The organism is Bradyrhizobium sp. BWA-3-5, from assembly GCF_032917985.1.
Taxonomy (GTDB): Bacteria; Pseudomonadota; Alphaproteobacteria; order Rhizobiales; family Xanthobacteraceae; genus Bradyrhizobium.
This window is the reverse complement of the sequence record NZ_CP136626.1, coordinates 7,797,167-7,814,098: the sequence shown is the minus strand read 5'-3', so window position 1 is coordinate 7,814,098 and position 16,932 is coordinate 7,797,167. Positions and strand designations below refer to the sequence as shown.

General features: G+C 62.2%; 15 protein-coding genes. 6 read left to right on the top strand and 9 right to left on the bottom strand.

Translation table 11 applies throughout. The features are described 5' to 3' along the window. Nucleotides 1–83: 83 nt before the first annotated feature. Both RX331_RS37475 and RX331_RS37470 read right to left on the bottom strand, forming a co-directional pair. Nucleotides 84–638 carry an ActR/PrrA/RegA family redox response regulator transcription factor gene (locus tag RX331_RS37475; RefSeq protein ID WP_283031085.1) on the bottom strand — a complete coding sequence of 185 codons (555 nt, stop codon included), beginning with the start codon at nt 636–638 and terminating at the stop codon, nt 84–86. A 109-nt stretch (nt 639–747) separates the two neighbouring features. Further along, a complete protein-coding gene (locus RX331_RS37470) occupies nt 748–2,082 on the bottom strand; it encodes an ActS/PrrB/RegB family redox-sensitive histidine kinase (RefSeq protein ID WP_317254570.1) in 1,335 nt (444 codons plus the stop codon). A gap of 112 nt (nt 2,083–2,194) precedes the next feature. On the opposite strand from RX331_RS37470, the gene RX331_RS37465 reads away from it, so the two are divergent. The 4 genes from RX331_RS37465 to RX331_RS37450 all read left to right on the top strand — a co-directional run bounded on the left by RX331_RS37465 (nt 2,195) and on the right by RX331_RS37450 (nt 6,340). Continuing rightward, nucleotides 2,195–2,989 (top strand): ABC transporter ATP-binding protein, encoded by a 795-nt coding sequence (locus RX331_RS37465; RefSeq protein WP_317254569.1) that lies wholly within the window; start codon nt 2,195–2,197, stop codon nt 2,987–2,989. Further along, nucleotides 2,986–3,804, top strand: a complete 819-nt coding sequence (locus RX331_RS37460) for an ABC transporter permease (protein ID WP_317254568.1) — start codon at nt 2,986–2,988, stop codon at nt 3,802–3,804. The genes RX331_RS37465 and RX331_RS37460 overlap by 4 nt, the downstream gene beginning before the upstream one ends. 127 nt (nt 3,805–3,931) lie before the next feature. Continuing rightward, nucleotides 3,932–5,281 carry a polyhydroxyalkanoate depolymerase gene (locus RX331_RS37455; protein ID WP_317254567.1) on the top strand — a complete coding sequence of 450 codons (1,350 nt, stop codon included), beginning with the start codon at nt 3,932–3,934 and terminating at the stop codon, nt 5,279–5,281. A gap of 237 nt (nt 5,282–5,518) precedes the next feature. Continuing rightward, nucleotides 5,519–6,340: a M48 family metallopeptidase gene (locus tag RX331_RS37450; RefSeq protein WP_410708052.1), complete on the top strand. Its 822-nt coding sequence runs from the start codon at nt 5,519–5,521 to the stop codon at nt 6,338–6,340. A gap of 147 nt (nt 6,341–6,487) precedes the next feature. Here RX331_RS37450 and RX331_RS37445 read toward each other — a convergent pair whose 3' ends face one another. Further along, the gene (locus RX331_RS37445) at nt 6,488–8,710 is read right to left on the bottom strand and encodes a PBP1A family penicillin-binding protein (protein ID WP_317254566.1); all 2,223 of its coding nucleotides are present in this window, start codon (nt 8,708–8,710) and stop codon (nt 6,488–6,490) included. Between the two features lie 147 nt (nt 8,711–8,857). On the opposite strand from RX331_RS37445, the gene RX331_RS37440 reads away from it, so the two are divergent. Then, entirely contained in the window at nt 8,858–9,283 is a 426-nt protein-coding gene (locus RX331_RS37440; RefSeq protein ID WP_317254565.1) for a DUF1330 domain-containing protein, read from the top strand. Between the two features lie 201 nt (nt 9,284–9,484). Here RX331_RS37440 and RX331_RS37435 read toward each other — a convergent pair whose 3' ends face one another. The 3 genes from RX331_RS37435 to RX331_RS37425 form a co-directional block, all read right to left on the bottom strand. Continuing rightward, the gene (locus tag RX331_RS37435) at nt 9,485–10,711 is read right to left on the bottom strand and encodes an ABC transporter substrate-binding protein (protein ID WP_317254564.1); all 1,227 of its coding nucleotides are present in this window, start codon (nt 10,709–10,711) and stop codon (nt 9,485–9,487) included. Between the two features lie 256 nt (nt 10,712–10,967). Beyond that, entirely contained in the window at nt 10,968–12,191 is a 1,224-nt protein-coding gene (locus RX331_RS37430) for an ABC transporter substrate-binding protein (protein ID WP_317254563.1), read from the bottom strand. After that, a complete protein-coding gene (locus RX331_RS37425; RefSeq protein WP_317254562.1) occupies nt 12,188–12,370 on the bottom strand; it encodes a hypothetical protein in 183 nt (60 codons plus the stop codon). The genes RX331_RS37430 and RX331_RS37425 overlap by 4 nt, the downstream gene beginning before the upstream one ends. A 101-nt stretch (nt 12,371–12,471) precedes the next feature. On the opposite strand from RX331_RS37425, the gene RX331_RS37420 reads away from it, so the two are divergent. Beyond that, on the top strand, nt 12,472–12,981 hold the full coding sequence (locus RX331_RS37420; RefSeq protein ID WP_410708051.1) for a methylated-DNA--[protein]-cysteine S-methyltransferase: 510 nt from the start codon (nt 12,472–12,474) through the stop codon (nt 12,979–12,981). 731 nt (nt 12,982–13,712) lie between these two features. Here RX331_RS37420 and RX331_RS37415 read toward each other — a convergent pair. From RX331_RS37415 to RX331_RS37405, 3 genes are read right to left on the bottom strand one after another with little or no spacing between them, the layout of a single operon-like run. Continuing rightward, the gene (locus RX331_RS37415) at nt 13,713–14,180 is read right to left on the bottom strand and encodes a response regulator transcription factor (RefSeq protein WP_317254560.1); all 468 of its coding nucleotides are present in this window, start codon (nt 14,178–14,180) and stop codon (nt 13,713–13,715) included. A gap of 2 nt (nt 14,181–14,182) precedes the next feature. Next, nucleotides 14,183–14,854: a response regulator transcription factor gene (locus tag RX331_RS37410; RefSeq protein WP_317254559.1), complete on the bottom strand. Its 672-nt coding sequence runs from the start codon at nt 14,852–14,854 to the stop codon at nt 14,183–14,185. Then, the gene (locus RX331_RS37405; protein WP_317254558.1) at nt 14,851–16,626 is read right to left on the bottom strand and encodes a PAS domain S-box protein; all 1,776 of its coding nucleotides are present in this window, start codon (nt 16,624–16,626) and stop codon (nt 14,851–14,853) included. Before RX331_RS37405 ends, RX331_RS37410 begins: the two co-directional genes overlap by 4 nt. Nucleotides 16,627–16,932: the final 306 nt, after the last annotated feature.

Genomic DNA, 16,932 nt, shown 5'->3' with positions numbered 1-16,932 from the left:
GGCATCCACGTCTTACGGTCTCGCATTGGCAAAGACGTGGATGGCCGGGACAAGCCCGGCCATGGCGAATATCGTGAGAGTAATTACCGCGGCGCGCGCTTCGCGAGAATCCGCTGCAACGTCCGTCGGTGCATGTTGAGCCGCCGCGCGGTTTCGGAAACGTTGCGGTTACACATCTCGTAGATGCGCTGGATGTGTTCCCAGCGCACGCGATCGGCCGACATCGGATTGGACGGCAGCTCGGATTTCTCGGTGCCGCTGGCGAGCAGCGCGGCGACGACGTCGTCGGCATCCGCGGGCTTCGAAAGATAATCCACCGCGCCCATCTTCACCGCGGTCACGGCGGTGGCGATGTTGCCGTAGCCGGTCAGCACGATGGTGCGCGCATCAGGACGCTTGCGCTTCAGCGCCGACACCACATCGAGCCCGTTGCCGTCACCGAGCCTTAAGTCCACCACGGCAAACGCCGGCGCGGCCTTGTTGATCTGCGCCAGGCCGTCGGTCACGGTGTCGCAGGAGGTCACCGCGAAGCCGCGGGTTTCCATGGCGCGCGACAGGCGTTCCAGAAACGGCTTGTCGTCCTCGACGATCAGAAGTGAGCGGTCGGTGAGATCGTTCAGTTCGGCGATGGCGTTCAAGGCAGGGTATCCCCGGGTTACGGATGCACAGCTCTATATAGAGCATATGGCGCGCCGTTTTTGCAGTGCCAAGAGGCCGAAAGGTCGCGCGGTTCCCGTTTTGTTAGATCTAATCGGCTGATCCTGCAGCGGATTCCGTCGGTTGCTCGGCCTCAAAGCGGGCGCGCGGCCAGACGATCTGGACCACGGCGCCGTGATCGGGAAACGTCCGGTTTGAGAACGAAACCCGGGCGCCGGTACGCTCCAGCAGCGTGCGGGCGATGAAAATGCCAAGGCCGAGCCCGGTGCGCCCGTTTTGTGCCTCATCCGCGCTGCGCCGCCGCGATAAATAGGGCTCGCCGATCCGCTTCAGCATGTCGGGCGCGATGCCCGGACCGTCATCGGAGATGACGATTTCGACCATCTCCGCGTTCCACCACGCGTTAACCTCGACCGTCGTGCGCGCAAAATCGACGGCGTTCTCCAGGATGTTGCCGACGCCGTAGAGGATCGCCGGGTTCCGTGCGATCACCGGTTCCTTTGTGGCTGCGACAGCTAGCCGCACCTTGATGGCGACGCCGAAATCGCGATGCGGCGCCACCGCCTCCTCGATAAGGGTCGAGATCGGCATCAGGTCGAACGGCGCCCCGGAGGAGGAAAGCTGGGTCAGCTTGGCCAGAATGTCGCGGCAACGCTGCGCCTGCTCGCGCAGCGTCTTCAGGTCGGCGGCCAATTGGACGTTGCCGTTGATGGTCTTCTCCAGCTCCCGCGAAATCAGGAAGATCGTCGAGAGCGGCGTGCCGAGCTCATGCGCGGCGGCCGCCGCGAGCCCGTCGAGCTGGGTCAGATGCTGCTCGCGCGTCAGCACCAGTTCGGTTGCGGCCAGCGCATCGGAGAGCTTTCGCGCTTCTTCCGTCGCCTGGAACGCGTAGAGGCTGGTGACGCCGATCGCCAGCAGGATCGAGAGCCAGACGCCGAGCAGATAGATCGGCGGCAGCACCAAGGGGTCTTCGCTGTCCCAGGGCAGCGGCAGATGGAAGAACCCCAGCGCCGAGGCGCAGGCCATCGCCAGCAGGCCGAGCCCGATCGTCAGGCGGATCGGCAGCACCGCTGCCGAGATCAGCACCGGCGCAAGGAACAGGAAGGAAAACGGATTCTGCAAGCCGCCGGTCAGGAACAATAGCGCCGCCAGTTCGACGATGTTGAGCGCGAGCAGCGCGGCGGCATAGACCGGCTCCAGCCGCTGCATCGGGTTGAACGCCACCTGCAGCGCGAGATTGAGCAGCGCGGCGACGCCGACAATGGCGACGCAGGGGATGATGGGAACGTCGAACTCCAGTCCCCGCGCGACGACGAAGATCGCGGTGATCTGGCCGAGCGCCGCCAGCCAGCGCAGCCGGAGGATCGTGTCGAGACGGACAAAGCGGTGCGGATGACGGAAGTCAGAGGCGGCATCGTCGGACATATCTGGAGTTTAGCCGCGCGGAGGGGCGATCACAAATGAGCGATCCAGGCGGCATGCAGGCTCTGCTGCCGCCTTGCGCTGCCAGCCCTAATGGCCCAATGAACGAGTCAGCATGGTTGAAAGCGACACAGTGCCACCACCATCGATCGCGGCCGGGCCGGAAAGCCCCGCCGCGATCGATGTCGCGCATTTGATAAAACTCTACAAGACCACGCGCGCGGTGGACGATATCTCGTTCAAGATCGCGCGCGGCAGCGTCACCGGGCTGCTCGGCGGCAACGGCGCCGGCAAGACCACGACAATCGCAATGATCATGGGGCTGGTGCTGCCGACGTCGGGTCGCGTCCGGGTGCTGGGCCATGCCATGCCCGAACAGAGCGCCGACGTGCTCGGGCGGATGAATTTCGAAAGCCCGTATGTCGACATGCCGATGCGGCTGACGGTGCGGCAGAACCTCACCATCTTCGGCAAGCTCTATGCGGTGAAGGATTTGCAGGAGCGTATCGCGCAGCTCGCCGCCGATCTCGACCTGAAAGATTTTCTCGATCGCGCCAATGGAAAACTCTCGGCCGGGCAGAAGACCCGCGTCGCGCTGGCGAAGGCGCTGATCAACCAGCCGGAGCTGCTTTTGCTCGACGAGCCGACGGCCTCGCTCGATCCTGATACCGCCGACTGGGTGCGCCAGCATCTTTTGACCTACCGCAAGACCCATGACGCCACGATCCTGCTCGCCTCGCACAACATGCTGGAGGTGGAACGGCTGTGCGACCGCGTCATCATCATGAAGCGCGGCCGCATCGAGGATGACGACAGCCCCGACCAGATCATGGCGCGCTACAACCGCACCACGCTGGAAGACGTCTTCCTCGACGTCGCGCGCGGCCGCGTGGCGGAGGGGACATCATGAGCGAAATCGCCACCCGTCACGGCATTTCGGCCCATCGCATCCAGGCGATGGTGCTGCGCTACTGGTATCTTCTGATGTCGTCCTGGCCGCGGCTCCTGGAATTGATCTACTGGCCGGCGCTGCAGATCATCACCTGGGGCTTCCTGCAGAACTACATCGCGCAGAACGACAATTTCTTTGCCCGCGCCGGCGGCACGCTGATCGGCGCGGTGATCCTGTGGGACATCCTGTTCCGCGGCCAGCTCGGCTTTTCGATCTCGTTCCTCGAGGAGATGTGGGCGCGCAACCTCGGCAACCTGATGATGAGCCCGTTAAAGCCGATCGAGTTTCTGATCTCGCTGATGATCATGAGCCTGATCCGGCTCGCGATCGGCGTCATCCCGATGACGCTGCTGGCACTGTTCTTCTTCGATTTCAATTTCTTCGCGATCGGGCTGCCGCTGATCGCGTTCTTCTGCAACCTGATCTTCACCAGCTGGTCGCTCGGGATTTTCGTCTCCGGCCTCGTGCTGCGCAACGGGCTGGGGGCCGAAAGCATCGTCTGGACGCTGATGTTCGGCCTGATGCCGCTCGCCTGCGTCTATTACCCGGTCGCGGTGCTGCCGGCCTGGCTGCAAACCATCGCGTGGACGCTGCCGCCGACCTATGTCTTCGAGGGGATGCGCGCGCTTCTGATCGATCACGTATTTCGGATCGACCTGATGGTCTGGTCGCTTACCATCAACGCGGTGCTGTTTATCGCATCATTTGCGATCTTTCTTGCTCTTTTGCGCAGCGCCAAAAAAATCGGATCTTTGCTCGGGGGTGGCGAATAAGTCACTATTTTCCCGTGGATTCACGGGTTTTTTGGCTGTTTCGCCCGTAGATATACATACGTCTGCATTGACGCATAATTACGCATTCGACACTATGCTGCGTCGCAAAACGAGGATCTGAAATAAAATGCCGATTGGTGAGTTTGGCGGCGCACCGCCACTGGTGGCCGAAGGCAGTCCGGCGCTTACGACGCCGATGTACTGGATGTATGAACTGGCCCACGCGTCGCTCAATCCGGCACGCGCCGTGACCGACGCCACCAAGATCCTGTTTCAAAACCCGCTGAATCCGTGGTCGCATACCGATGTCGGCAAATCGATCGCCGCCGCCTGCGAATTGTTCGAGCGCACCACGCGCCGTTACGGCAAGCCCGAATGGGGGCTCGATTTCACCGAAGTCAACGGCGTCCAGACGCCGGTCGAGGTCCGCTCGATCTGGGAAAAGCCGTTCTGCCGCCTGTTACATTTCGATCGCAAGCTGACGCGCCCGCTGCGCGCGCCCCATCCGCGCGTCCTGATCGTGGCGCCGATGTCCGGCCACTACGCGACGCTGCTGCGCGGCACGGTCGAGGCCTTCCTGCCGACGCATGAGGTCTACATCACCGATTGGGCCGACGCGCGCATGGTCCCGCTTGCCGAAGGCCGCTTCGATCTCGACGACTACATCGATTACATCATCGAGATGCTGCACGTGCTCGGCGGCAACATGCATGTGGTCGCGGTGTGCCAGCCATCCGTGCCGGTGGTTGCAGCGGTGTCGGTGATGGAAGCCGCGCGCGATCCCTTCGTGCCGCTGTCGATGACGCTGATGGGCGGTCCGATCGATACCCGCCGCAACCCGACCGCCGTGAACAACCTCGCCGAAGAGCGCGGCATCGAATGGTTCCGCAACCATGTCATCACCAAGGTACCGTTCCCGCATCCCGGCGTGATGCGCGACGTCTATCCGGGCTTTCTGCAGCTCTCGGGCTTCATCACCATGAATCTCGACCGCCACACCGACGCGCACAAGGCGCTGTTCAATAATCTGGTGAAGGGCGACGGCGATATGGTCGACAAGCACCGCGAATTCTATGACGAATACCTCGCGGTGATGGATCTGACCGCAGAGTATTACCTGCAGACCGTCGATGTCGTGTTCGTCAAGCACGCGCTGCCCAAGGGCGAGATGACCCATCGCGGCAAGCCGGTCGATCCGTCAAAGATCCATCGCGTTGCCCTGATGACGGTGGAAGGCGAGAAGGACGACATCTCCGGGCTCGGTCAGACCGAAGCGACGCACGCTTTGTGCCCGCATATTCCCGATCATCGCCGCGTGCATTACGTGCAGAAGGGCGTCGGCCACTACGGCGTGTTCAACGGATCGCGATTCCGTTCCGAAATCGTGCCGCGCATCGCCGATTTCATGATGTCTGCGGCCAACACCAACGTGTCAGCGGCCAATACCAAGCCAACATTGGTCCGTGCAGCCGAATAAGCCCGATGGTCGCGCCGATTCCGGGCCATCGATAAGCTGCTGATAAGATTCAGACATTCCAATTTTCGGCCGAATCAAGGGGTGAGTTCAGAATCACTCCTTGGCGCCCTCGAAGGGACCGCTTTGGGGCCGAGTTCTACCCCAAATTTCGGGTTCCGGGCCCATCCTATAGGGGGTGGTTGGCGCTCAGCCCCTGTATATTGGGCAAATGATTTGTTTTTGCGTCGGGCAATTTAGATGCGATTTCCCTGGCGGCGGATATGGCAGAATCCGGGCGAACTCCTACTCCCCGGACTCCAAGACATGGCTACTCGCGCCCTCCTTTATCGGCGGCCCGCCGAACCCGCGACTATTTTGGTCAAGCACGGCTCGCAAGTCTTTGCGATCAGGATGCGCCGGCACCGCCGAGCGCGTCGATACACCCTTCGCATCCATCCAACCGACCGCGAAGCCATCCTGACTATGCCGCCCCGCGGCACGATTGCGGAAGCCAAGGACTTTGCGCAGCTCCATGGCGGCTGGATCGCTGCGCGTCTTGGCCGTCTGCCGAAGGCCGCGCCCTTTCAACCCGGCACCATTGTCCCGCTGCGCGGTGTTCCGCACCGCCTGGTGCATCGCGCCGGCGAGCGCGGCACGGTGTGGACCGAAACCCGCGACAGCGGCGAGAAGATCCTGTGCGTGGCCGGCGACTACGAGCACATGGACCGCCGAGTCCATGACTTCCTCAAGCGTGAGGCGCGCAAGGACCTGCACAAGGCCTCGCTCGCCTATGCCGCGGAGCTTGGCGTGCGGGTCCGGCGGGTGTCGATCCGCGATCAGTCGAGCCGTTGGGGTTCGTGCACCTCGGCGGGCTCACTGTCCTATTCCTGGCGGTTGATCCTCGCGCCGCCCTATGTGCTGGACTATCTCGCCGCCCATGAGGTGGCGCATCTCGTCGAGATGAACCACTCGCCGCGGTTCTGGCGCGTGGTCGATCGCGTCTGCGACCATGTCGAACGCGCTAAGCGCTGGCTCGACACCTACGGCAACGACCTGCACCGGTATGGGGTCGAGGATTGATACGCGTGTCCCGGACGCGGTGCAGCGCGGGGCGCTGCTCCGCAGAGTCGGGACCCACGTCGTTTTGTGTCGTCCTCAGTCTTGTGGGCCCCGGCTTAGCTGCGCATCACTCGTGCTGCGCAGCATCCGGGGCACGAAAGACTCCCCTTATCTAAACAGCCGATCCATCAGCCAGCCATCCAATCCCGCCGCGGCCTCGGGCCGGGCGTTCGGGTTGGGCGGCGGCGCGGAGCTGCGGGCCGGCGGTGGCCGGTAGGCGCCGGCAGAGGTTGGCGCTGACGGGCTCGGCGTGGCGCTGACCTGCGAGGTCTGGAACAGGTTTGACATGAAGCCGCCGCGCGCCGCGTTCGGCAGGGCCGCGACCGGCACGCCCTGATGCGCCGTGCGCATGAAGCGGGTCCACACCTCCACCGGCAGGCCGCCGCCGGTCGCCTTCTTGGTCGGCGAATTGTCGTCATTGCCGAGCCAGACGCCGGTGACGAGGTTGGCGGTGTAGCCGACGAACCAGGCGTCGCGGAAATCCTGGCTGGTGCCGGTCTTGCCGGCGGCCATCCAGCCCGGAATCTCCGCCTTGCGCGCGGTGCCCGACAGCAGCGTTTCCTGCATCATCGTGTTCATCATCGCGACATGGCGCGGCTCGATCACCTGGCCGAGCTGGTCCGGCTGCCGCGCATATAGCAGCTTGCCCTCATTGGTGCGGATCTTGGTCACGACATACGGGGAGACGCCGAGTCCGCCATTGGCGAACGGGGCGTAGGCGCCGACCAGCTCGATGACGGAGACTTCCGAGGTGCCGAGCGCGATCGAGGGATTGGCATCCAGCTTCGAGGAGATGCCGAGCCGGTGCGCGGTCCGCGCCACGTTCTTCGGTCCGACTTCGAGGCCGAGCCGCACCGCGACCGTGTTGAGCGACATCGCCAGCGCCTGCGTCAGCGTCACCGCGCCGAAATATTCGTGCGTGTAGTTCTCCGGACGCCAACCCTTCAGGTCGAGTGGCGCGTCCTGCCGGATCGTATCCGGCGTCAGGCCACCTTCGATCGCCGTCAGGAAGATGAATGGCTTGAACGCCGAGCCGGGCTGGCGCTTGGCCGTGACGGCGCGGTTGAACTGGCTCTCGGCATAGTTCCGCCCGCCGACCATGGCGCGCACCGCGCCGTCGGGCGTCATCGCCACCAGCGCGCCTTGCGTGACGTTGAATTTCACGCTCTTGGCCGCGAGTTCGTCGATGATCGCGGCTTCCGCGGTGCTTTGCAGCTTCGGATCGATGGTGGTCTCGACCACGATGCTCTGGTCGATCTGGCCGACAAGGTCGTCGAGCACCTCGCCGATCCAGTCGGCGACGTAATTGACGGTGCCCGCGCCGGCCGGCTTCACCTTGTACGAGGCATGGCCGATCGAAGCCTTGGCTTGTGCCTCGGTAATGAACTTGGCGTCGGCCATCGCAGCTAGCACGATCTGCGCGCGGGCTTCTGCGCCTTCCGGGTTGCGGTTCGGCGCCAGCCGCGACGGCGATTTGACGAGACCGGCGAGCATCGCCGCTTCCGCGACCGTGACGTTCTTCGCCGACTTGCCGAAATAGCGCTGCGAGGCGGCTTCGACGCCATAGGCACCGGAGCCGAAATAGACGCGGTTGAGGTACAGCTCGAGAATTTCGTTCTTGGAGTGCTTGCGCTCCAGCCACAGCGCGAGCTCCACTTCCTGCAGCTTGCGTGCCATCGTCCGTTCCTGGGTCAGGAACAGGTTTTTTGCGAGCTGCTGCGTCAGGGTCGAGCCGCCCTGCGAGACGCCGCGGCGCAGCACGTTGGCGACTGCCGCGCGCGCGATGCCGACCGGGTCGATGCCGTAATGCGAATAGAAGCGGCGGTCCTCGATGGCGATGAACGCCTTCGGCAGATAGGGCGGCAGGTCCTTCAGCGCGATATTGGTGCCCGGTGCCTCGCCGCGCGATGCCAGCAGGCTGCCGTCTATACCTGTGATCTGGATGGTCGGTGGGCGTTTTGGAATTTCCAGCGACTGGATCGCCGGCAAATGCGCGCCGGCCCAGATCACAACGCCGACCACCGCGATGACACCCCAGATGCCGAGCACCGCGCCCCAATAGACAAGACGGCCGATCCGGATGCGGCCGCGCGATTTGCCGCGGCGCTTGGCGCCGCTCTTGGCCGCACGCGGCTTGCGCTCGCGCGGCGACGGCTCCTCGCCCTCGTGCTCTTCTTCGATCTTGCGTTTGGCCACTGGCTTCTTCGGCTTCTCTTCGTCCGTGGCGTCAGGGATGCGATCGGCGGGCGAGAGGCGTAGGTCGGCAAGCGCAGCCGGAAGCCCGAACAGCGGCTCCTTGCGTGCGCCGCTCTTTTTTCGTCCCCACGCCATGCCAAACGCCGCTCATACCCGCCCCCCTCGCACGCTAATGGCGGCTGTTTAAGGGTCGGTTACCGAAAGGTTAATGCGGGATTAGGAGGTGCGGCGGGGCGTGCTAGCATCAACACAAAGCCGCAGCGTTCCCGGAGGAAAATCAAGATGGGCCATATCGATCCGACCAAGGAAGTATTCGCGCAGTTCCGGGCCAATGACCGGCCGGGTCCGATCCATATGCTCAACCTGGTCCGGTTGCGCGAACAGGCGGCCTATCCCGACGGCCGCAAGGCGACCGGCGCGGAAGCCTATGCGGCCTACGGGCGCGAAAGCGGCCCGGTGTTCGAGCGACTCGGCGGCCGCATCGTCTGGCAGGGCCGGTTCGAATTGATGCTGATCGGGCCGCTGGAGGAGCGCTGGGATCATTGCTTCATCGCCGAATATCCAAGCGTCGCCGCCTTCGCCGAGATGATCCGCGATCCCGTCTACCGCGAGGCGGTCAAGCACCGCCAGGCCGCGGTCGAGGACTCTCGCCTGATCCGCCACGCCGTGCTGCCGGTCGGCAAGACGTTCGGGGAGGTGCCGAAGTAGATCAGTAGACCCTCATGGTGAGGAGGCGCGTAGGCGCCGTCTCGAACCATGCGGCCCCGCTCGGTGCCATTCATCCTTCGAGACGCCGCAAACGCGGCTCCTCAGGATGAGGTTTGACAGCTACACGATCTCCAAAAAAATCGGCGACCCCGAAGGGCCGCCGATCGCTTCTTCCGCCGATCGTTCCCTGGCTCGACGCGCCTAACCCGCCGGGCCGGCGTCCTCGAGGATCGGCCCGAACAGTTCCCAGCGCTCGCCGTTGAACTTCATCATCTGCAGCTGCTTGTTGACGCGATAGTCGGTCGGCGAGGTGTTGACGAGGATGCCCGGCAGCGACAGATCGAGCTGGACGTCCTTGAGGCTGGTGGCCACCTTCATGACGTTCTCGCGCGTGAGGTTGTCGCCGCACTTCTGGAGCACGTAAACCATCAATTGCGAGGTCGAATAGGCATAGGAGTTGAAGCTCGAATCCTTGTCGCCGTCCGGATAGTACTTTGCCATGAACTCGAAATACTTCTTCATGCCCGGATCGTCCTTCCAGGTCGGATCGAGCGGATCCTTGCCGTAGTTGACGCTGATCACGCCCTTGGAGGCTTCAAGCCCCGCCGGCTTCATCACGGCACCGACCGAGGTGGCGTTGATGTCGAGGATGTGCACCGGCTTCCAGTTCAGCTCATGGATCTTCTTGATCGCCTGGGCTGCCTGCTTGGGGGTCGTCGCCGAGAAGAACAGGTCCGCGCCGGCGTCCTTGATCTTGAGGATTTGCGAATCGACCGTCGGATCCGAGACTTCGTAGGAGGCTTCCGCCACGATCATCTTCGCCGCCTTGTCGCCGAGGCCGGCCTTGATGCCGTTCAGATAGTCCTTGCCGAGGTCGTCATTCTGATAGAGCACGCCGATCTTGGCGTTCGGGTGTTCCTTGAGAATGTACTGGCCGTAGATGCGTCCCTCGACGAAGTAGTTCGGGTTGAAGCCCATGGTCCAGGGGAAGTTCTTAGGATCGGTGAACTTCGACGCGCCGGTTGCTGCGAACAACTGCGGCACTTTCTTGGAGTTGAGATATTTCTGCACCGCCGCGTTCGAGGGGGTGCCGAGCAACTGGAAGGTGAGCAGCACTTCGTCGCTCTCGACCAGCTTGCGCGTCTGCTCGACGGCCTTTGGCGGCGAGTAGGCGTCGTCATACTGGATCAGGTTGATCTTGCGGCCGTTCACGCCGCCCTGATCGTTGATCATCTTCATGTAGGCGGCCTGAGTCTTGCCGATGGTGGCATAGGCCGAAGCCGGTCCGGAGAATGGATTGGTCTGGCCGATCTTGATCTCGGTGTCGCTCGCGCCGGTGTCGTATTTCTTCTGCGCGGAGGCCGTCGAGACCGACAACGCCAGCGCCAGCGCCGTGCCGGTGGCCAGATGGAAAATACCCTTCCTCATAATCCTGCATTCCTCATGTGTTTATGATTGAGCTGATGATCTTTCCCCGGGCTTCATGAGCCCAGGCCGCCATCGCTGCCGCAATAGTGGCGGAAGCTATATTGCATTGCAAGACGCGTTGCGCAGGCCACACTGGTAGGGGGTTCCGTCTGCACAAAAAGAATCCAGTCCCGCCGATCGCCGAACAATGATGCAGGCACCCCGTTGCCGGCTACTGTGCATGGGGTTGTTTTCGATATTTTGTTTGGGTGGTGCGTCAGCCTGCTGGTCCGCGATCCTCGATGATCGGGCCGAACAGCTCCCAGCGCTCGCCGTTGAACCGCATCATCTGCATCTGCTTGTTGATGCGGTAGTCGGTCGGCGACGTATTGATGACCATGCCGGGCAGCGACAGGCTGCCGGTGACGTTTTTCAGGCTGGCGGCCTGCTTCATGATGTTTTCGCGGGTGAGATCGTCGCCGCATTGCTGCAGGATCTTTACCAGCAGCTCCGCGGTCGCATAGCCGTAGGTGTTGACGGTGTTGAGCTTGTCGCCTTCCGGATAATATTTGTCCATGAAGGCGAAGTAGGCCTTCATGCCGGGATCATCTTTCCACTGTGGGTCGCCCGGGTCCTTGCCGTAGGCAGTCGAGATGATGTCCTTGGAGATGTCGAGGCCTGCGGGCTTGAGCGTCGCGGAGATGGGGCTCGCATTGATGTCGAGGATGTGGACCGGCTTCCAGCCGAGATCCGCGGCCTTCTTGATCGCCTGCGCGGCGAATTTCGGCGTCGAGGCGTCGTAGAGCAGGTCGGCGCCGGCCGCCTTCAGCCTGACGATCTGTGAGTCAATGGTCGGATCGGTCAATTCATAGGAGGCTTCGGCAACGATCATGGACGCCGCCTTGGCGCCGAGCGCTTCCTTCAGGCCGGTGATGTAGTCGCGGCCGAGATCGTCGTTCTGATAGAGAATGCCGATCTTGGCATGCGGATGGTTCTTCAGGATGTATTGCCCGTAAATCCGCCCCTCGGACTGGTAGTTGGGATTGAAGCCCATCGTCCATGGGAAATTCTTCGGGTCGGTGAATTTCGATGCGCCGGTCGCGGCGAGAAGCTGCGGCACCTGCTTGGCGTTGAGATATTTCTGCACCGCCGCGTTCGATGGCGTACCGATGATTTGGAAGGTGAACAGAACCTCGTCGCTCTCGACCAGCTTGCGCACCTGCTCGACGGCCTTCGGTGGCGAGTAGGCGTCGTCATACTGGATCAAGTTGAGCCTGCGGCCGTTGATGCCGCCCTGCTCGTTGATCATCTTAAAATAGGCGGCCTGGGTCTTGCCGATGCCGGCATAGGCGGAGGCGGGCCCGGAGAACGGAACGGTCTGGCCGATCTTGATCTCGGTATCGGTCGCGCCGGTATCGTATTTCTTCTGCGCACTGGCTGGCGACGCCAGCGCGAGGGCAACCGCCATGCCTGCGACTAGATGCAGAACGCCGCCTCTCATGCCGCTGCTCCCTTCTGCTTTTGTCGACCGATGATCCTGTTCCGGCGATTGGACCGCCGGCCGTCATCGTTGGCAGGGAGTGTGGCGGAAGGTTTTTGCCGATGCAAGCCGACGAAGGTTACGAACAGGCCCCAGAGCAGGCCCGCAGCGAGAAAACCGTTATAGATGGCGGCCAGCACCTTCGAATCCGGCGCCTTGTCGATCGTACGGAATTCGGGTGGATGCTAGCACGCGCCTGATGGAAAATACCGATGCTTGCCGATATTTTCGGGGAATGCCGATGCCGGAAAACTTCAACCTCGATCGTCTGCCGACACCGATCGGGACGGCGCTGCTGGTCACCGACGCGGATGGCCATCTCCGCGCGCTCGATTGGGAGGACCATGAGGGGCGCATGATGCAGCTGCTGCGCCTGCATTACGGCGCGGTCGACTTGAAGAATGCGAAAGCGCCGCGCGATCTGCGCACCGCCTTGACCGGCTATTTCAAGGGCGACCTCGACCGTCTCGCGTCGATCAGATGGCGCGTCGCCGGCACGCCTTTCCAGCAGAAGGTCTGGCACGCTTTGCCCGGCATTCCCGCCGGTACCACGCTGAGTTACGGCACGTTCGCGCTCGAGCTTGGCGTGCCGCGCGCGGTCCGCGCCCTCGGCCACGCCAACGGCTCCAACCCGATCAGCGTGGTCTTGCCCTGTCACCGCCTGATTGGCGCCAACGGCTCATTGGTGAAGTATGGCGGCGGTCTCGAGCGCAAGCGCTGGCTGCTCAAGCACGAGGGCGTGGCGATCTAGCAGCCAGAACGCGGGCGGCGTAGATGGTGAGCGGGGTTCCGTCGCCAACCGCCGACCTTAGTCAATCTCGACGGCCAGAGGTGTTTCGCAGGTCGCGCAGGATATAGATCAGGACAACAAGCACAGGACCCCACGCGAGTATGGCGCCCACCAGCATCGCGCTCACCGTCGCCATGATGGCTTCTCCACGTTCACCTGCCGGAGCCGCAGTCGCGGGCTGCGACGGGTTGCGGAATGTTATAGAGCCATTTCCAGTAGCTCCGGTTGCGTTCGACTTGGCGCTTGTACATCTCGCGGCACTTCACCGAGCAAAACTGCTCGAAGTACCAACTACGCCGGACCAGCCCGAAGGGACGCTTGCATTCCGGATTTCCGCAACAATTGCTCATGACATGGCCTCCGCATTCGCACGGCGTATCCAGCGGATGAAATCCTCATGGCCCTTGGCCAGACAAGAGCGTCCGCAATACCGTTCACGTGCAGGATTTCGCAACGAGATGATGTTCGCGTCTTCGCTGCCGCAATGAGAGCAGCGCGGTTCCAAATGCATGGCGACCTCCTCTCAAGGAATTGCCACTTGCCAAATAAAAATGTGATGCTTGCGGTCGCCGCCATTCTCTCGGGGGGGCGACGGCGCGAAGTCTCGCGCCGTCATCGCCTTTCCTCAACTTGTCTTGATGGTTGGCGAGATCATCCTTGCGTATATCCGGTAAAGAGCGGGGCTGACCCGCTCAGCGTCCGGCCGGCTGCGCTAGTGCGGTTTTCAGGCATTCGACCATGGTCTCGCCGTCGAAGGGCTTGCTCAGGAAGCAGGTTGCTCCCGCTTTGAGCGCCCGATCGCGGTCGCTTTCGACGGAGAAAGCGGTGACAAAGATGAAGGGCAGACCTTGGCCTTTGGCGAGCAAATGGGCTTGCAAGTCGAGTCCGCTCATCACGGGCATTCTGACGTCGGTTATCACGCAGGATGTATCGCGGAGGTGGGCTGACCGCAGGAAATCTTCGGCCGAGGCGAAGGTATGGACGACATAGCCAAGCGACTTGACGAGATTTGCCGTGGCGGCGCGAACCGAGCCATCGTCGTCGATAATGGATATGACCTGTGGGTTGGACAAGGAGATACTTCCTGGAGGACGACCCGAGGTTGTCCTTTGTGACCTCTTAGCGGGAGATTGCGCCGCAAACGGCGGCGGGAAAATCATACTTAGGTTTGCGCCCGGCCGGATGTGGGCCCGATCCCGAGCAGCTCGGCCATCCTGACCAGATCAGGCAGCGACTTCGCTCCCATCTTCCGCATGATGTGCCCGCGATGGATCTTCACGGTGATCTCGGCAAGGCCGATCTCGGCTGCGATCTGCTTGTTCATGAGCCCCGCGGTGACCAGATTCATCACCTGCCGCTCCCGCGGGGTCAATGTGGCGAAAAGTGCGTGCAGGTCTGAAAGAACTTTTGCTTCATCTCGGCTGTTGCGGTCGCGTTCGATTGCCGCCGTTACGGCGTCGAGCATGTCTTGATCCCGAAACGGCTTGGTCAGGAAATCGACCGCTCCGGCCTTCATCGCCCTTACCGTCATCGGGATATCGCCGTGACCTGTCATGAAGATGATCGGAATGCGGATGTCGGCCTTGGCCAGTTCGGCCTGGAAGTCGAGGCCGCTCAATCGGGGCAGCCTGATGTCAAGGATCAGGCAACTGGGGGCGTTCGGAAGCCTGCTCTGCAGAAATTCATGAGCCGAGCCGAACGTCTCGACCTGCAGGCCGACCGATCGGAAGAGATTACTCAACGCTTCGCGTACGGATGCGTCGTCGTCGACGATGAAGACGATCGCTTCCTCTGCGCTGGTGGTGGAACGAGGCGGTGCAGGGCGCCCGGTCACGGTGAACTGTCCTCCCCATGCGGTGGCAGGGTAAACTGGAATGTCGCGCCAGGGCCGGCATTTTCCGAGGCGACCAGCCGTCCTCCATGAGCCGCGACGATCGAACGGCAGATCGACAGCCCCATCCCCATGCCGCCCGATTTTGTGGTGTAGAATGCCTCGAACAGCCTTTCCGCATTCTCACTGGCAAGTCCGGTACCGCAGTCTTTCACTGCGACCAAGATCTGTCGGTCGTCGTCAAGGCTGGTCCGGATTTCCAGTTCCCGCGGCCGATCCGTGACCGATGCCATCGCCTCAACGCCATTGATGACGAGGTTGATGGCGACCTGTTGCAATTGAATCCGGTCACCGAAAGCGAGGGGGAGGGCAGGCGCAAGTTCCAGGCGCAACAGGACGTGATGCCTGAGCAGTTCGTGCTGCACGAGGCTGATGACCTCGTTGATGACGTCGTTGATATCGAGGGGCGTCTTCTGCTCGGTGGTCTTGTTCGCAAGCGCACGGACGCGCTGGATCACGTCGCCTGCCCGGTTGCCGTCCTTGATGATCGCCTGCAATGTTCCGCGTGCTTCCGTCAGATCGGGGGGCGTGCGATCGAGCCAGCGCTGGCAGGCCGCGGCGTTGGTTACGACGGCGGCGAGCGGCTGGCTCACTTCATGGGCGATCGACGCCGCCAGTTCTCCTAGCGCCATCACCCGCGTGACGTGCGCGAGATTCATCTGCGCTTCATGCAGTTCCGCTTCGGCCCGCTTGCGGGCCGTAACGTCCGAAACCGCTCCGACGAAATCGATGCCGCTCGATCTATCCTTCACCGCATGGGCCCTGACGTGGACATGCTTGACCGAGCCGTCAGGCATCAGCAGCCGATAGCCATGCTCGAAGGACTTCCAATCGCTCAACGCACGCTTGGTGGTCCTTAGAACGCGCGCACGATCATCGGGATGGATGCGTTGGATCACGGTGGCCCGCTTGATTGAAGGCGCCTTGTCGAATCCAAAGATTCTGAACGTTTCTTCCGACCAGATGAGTTCGTCACTGCCGGCGCACCAGCCAAAGCTGCCGGTGTGGCTCAATCGCTGGGCTTCGGCCAGATACATTTCGCTCTGCCGCAATGCATTTTCAGCCTGTTTGCGCTCGGTGATGTCCTCGCAAGCTATCAGGACGATCGGTCGACCATCCATTAGCCGCAAAGCCTTGGCATTTTCGCGTACCCACAACGTCGAACCGTCCCTGCGAACCTTGCAGATTTCCCAGCTATGGGTGCGGCCAATGTTGTTCAGGCAGATAGCAACGTTGTCCTTAGCCGGTTGGTGCTCGTTGTTCGGAAACACCTTCAGGACGGATTGGCCGAGCAATTCGTCGACGGAATAGCCGAGTTGCGCGGCGCCGAAAGTGTTGACGGAAAGCACGGTGCCGGACGCATCAATCATGAAATACATGACAGGATTGTGCTCGAATATCTCCTTCCACTGCGCCTCGCTGTCGCGCAGCGCCTTTGTCGCGCGCTCTTCAGCCTCGCTGCGGCCCTGCAGCACGGCCTCCATCTGGCTGTGCGTGGTGCCCACCAGGCGCATCACGGTCAAAGAGGCGACAATCGAGGCAACAAGCAGTGCGAACGCAACGAAAAAGGCGGGTGCCGGCGGCACCGGAGTGAGCACGAGCCAAATGCATGCGGCCGCCGCCAATGCGAGGGCCATGCCGCCAAGCAGCCACTGCTCGGCCGAGCGCGACAAGCTCATGGTCGGGTAACGCATCATCGGCAGCACTGAGTACATGGCAAGCCGGGTCGCGCCGCGTCGCTAGGTGACTAACATCATCAGCAGCAACGACGTCACCCTTAATAGGCTTGATGCTAGCAGTTTTTCGCCATGCGAAGGATAAAATCAATGCTGGATCGGGGACTCGGGCGCCTCCGCCCCCGGGGAGAAGACCGGGTACGCCCTTAGACCTTGGTATGATCGTGCCAACCGATCGTAATGGCTGGATCAACCTCGGTTCAATGGCCGGTTCCGTCCCAGACAATTACACTATTGGAGTAACTGCCGTCGCGATCGCCGCACCGTGATATTTCGGAGGCCGAT

Bases quoted from the DNA above. Each gene is read 5' to 3' on its own strand.
- RX331_RS37415 (WP_317254560.1), bottom strand. From the start codon at position 14,180: ATGATTTTCCCGCCGCCGTTTGCGGCGCAATCTCCCGCTAAGAGGTCA.
- RX331_RS37460 (WP_317254568.1), top strand. From the start codon at position 2,986: ATGAGCGAAATCGCCACCCGTCACGGCATTTCGGCCCATCGCATCCAG.
- RX331_RS37430 (WP_317254563.1), bottom strand. From the start codon at position 12,191: ATGAGAGGCGGCGTTCTGCATCTAGTCGCAGGCATGGCGGTTGCCCTC.
- RX331_RS37450 (WP_410708052.1), top strand. From the start codon at position 5,519: ATGCGATTTCCCTGGCGGCGGATATGGCAGAATCCGGGCGAACTCCTA.
- RX331_RS37470 (WP_317254570.1), bottom strand. From the start codon at position 2,082: ATGTCCGACGATGCCGCCTCTGACTTCCGTCATCCGCACCGCTTTGTC.
- RX331_RS37465 (WP_317254569.1), top strand. From the start codon at position 2,195: ATGGTTGAAAGCGACACAGTGCCACCACCATCGATCGCGGCCGGGCCG.
- RX331_RS37435 (WP_317254564.1), bottom strand. From the start codon at position 10,711: ATGAGGAAGGGTATTTTCCATCTGGCCACCGGCACGGCGCTGGCGCTG.
- RX331_RS37455 (WP_317254567.1), top strand. From the start codon at position 3,932: ATGCCGATTGGTGAGTTTGGCGGCGCACCGCCACTGGTGGCCGAAGGC.
- RX331_RS37445 (WP_317254566.1), bottom strand. From the start codon at position 8,710: ATGGCGTGGGGACGAAAAAAGAGCGGCGCACGCAAGGAGCCGCTGTTC.
- RX331_RS37420 (WP_410708051.1), top strand. From the start codon at position 12,472: ATGCCGGAAAACTTCAACCTCGATCGTCTGCCGACACCGATCGGGACG.
- RX331_RS37440 (WP_317254565.1), top strand. From the start codon at position 8,858: ATGGGCCATATCGATCCGACCAAGGAAGTATTCGCGCAGTTCCGGGCC.
- RX331_RS37405 (WP_317254558.1), bottom strand. From the start codon at position 16,626: ATGTACTCAGTGCTGCCGATGATGCGTTACCCGACCATGAGCTTGTCG.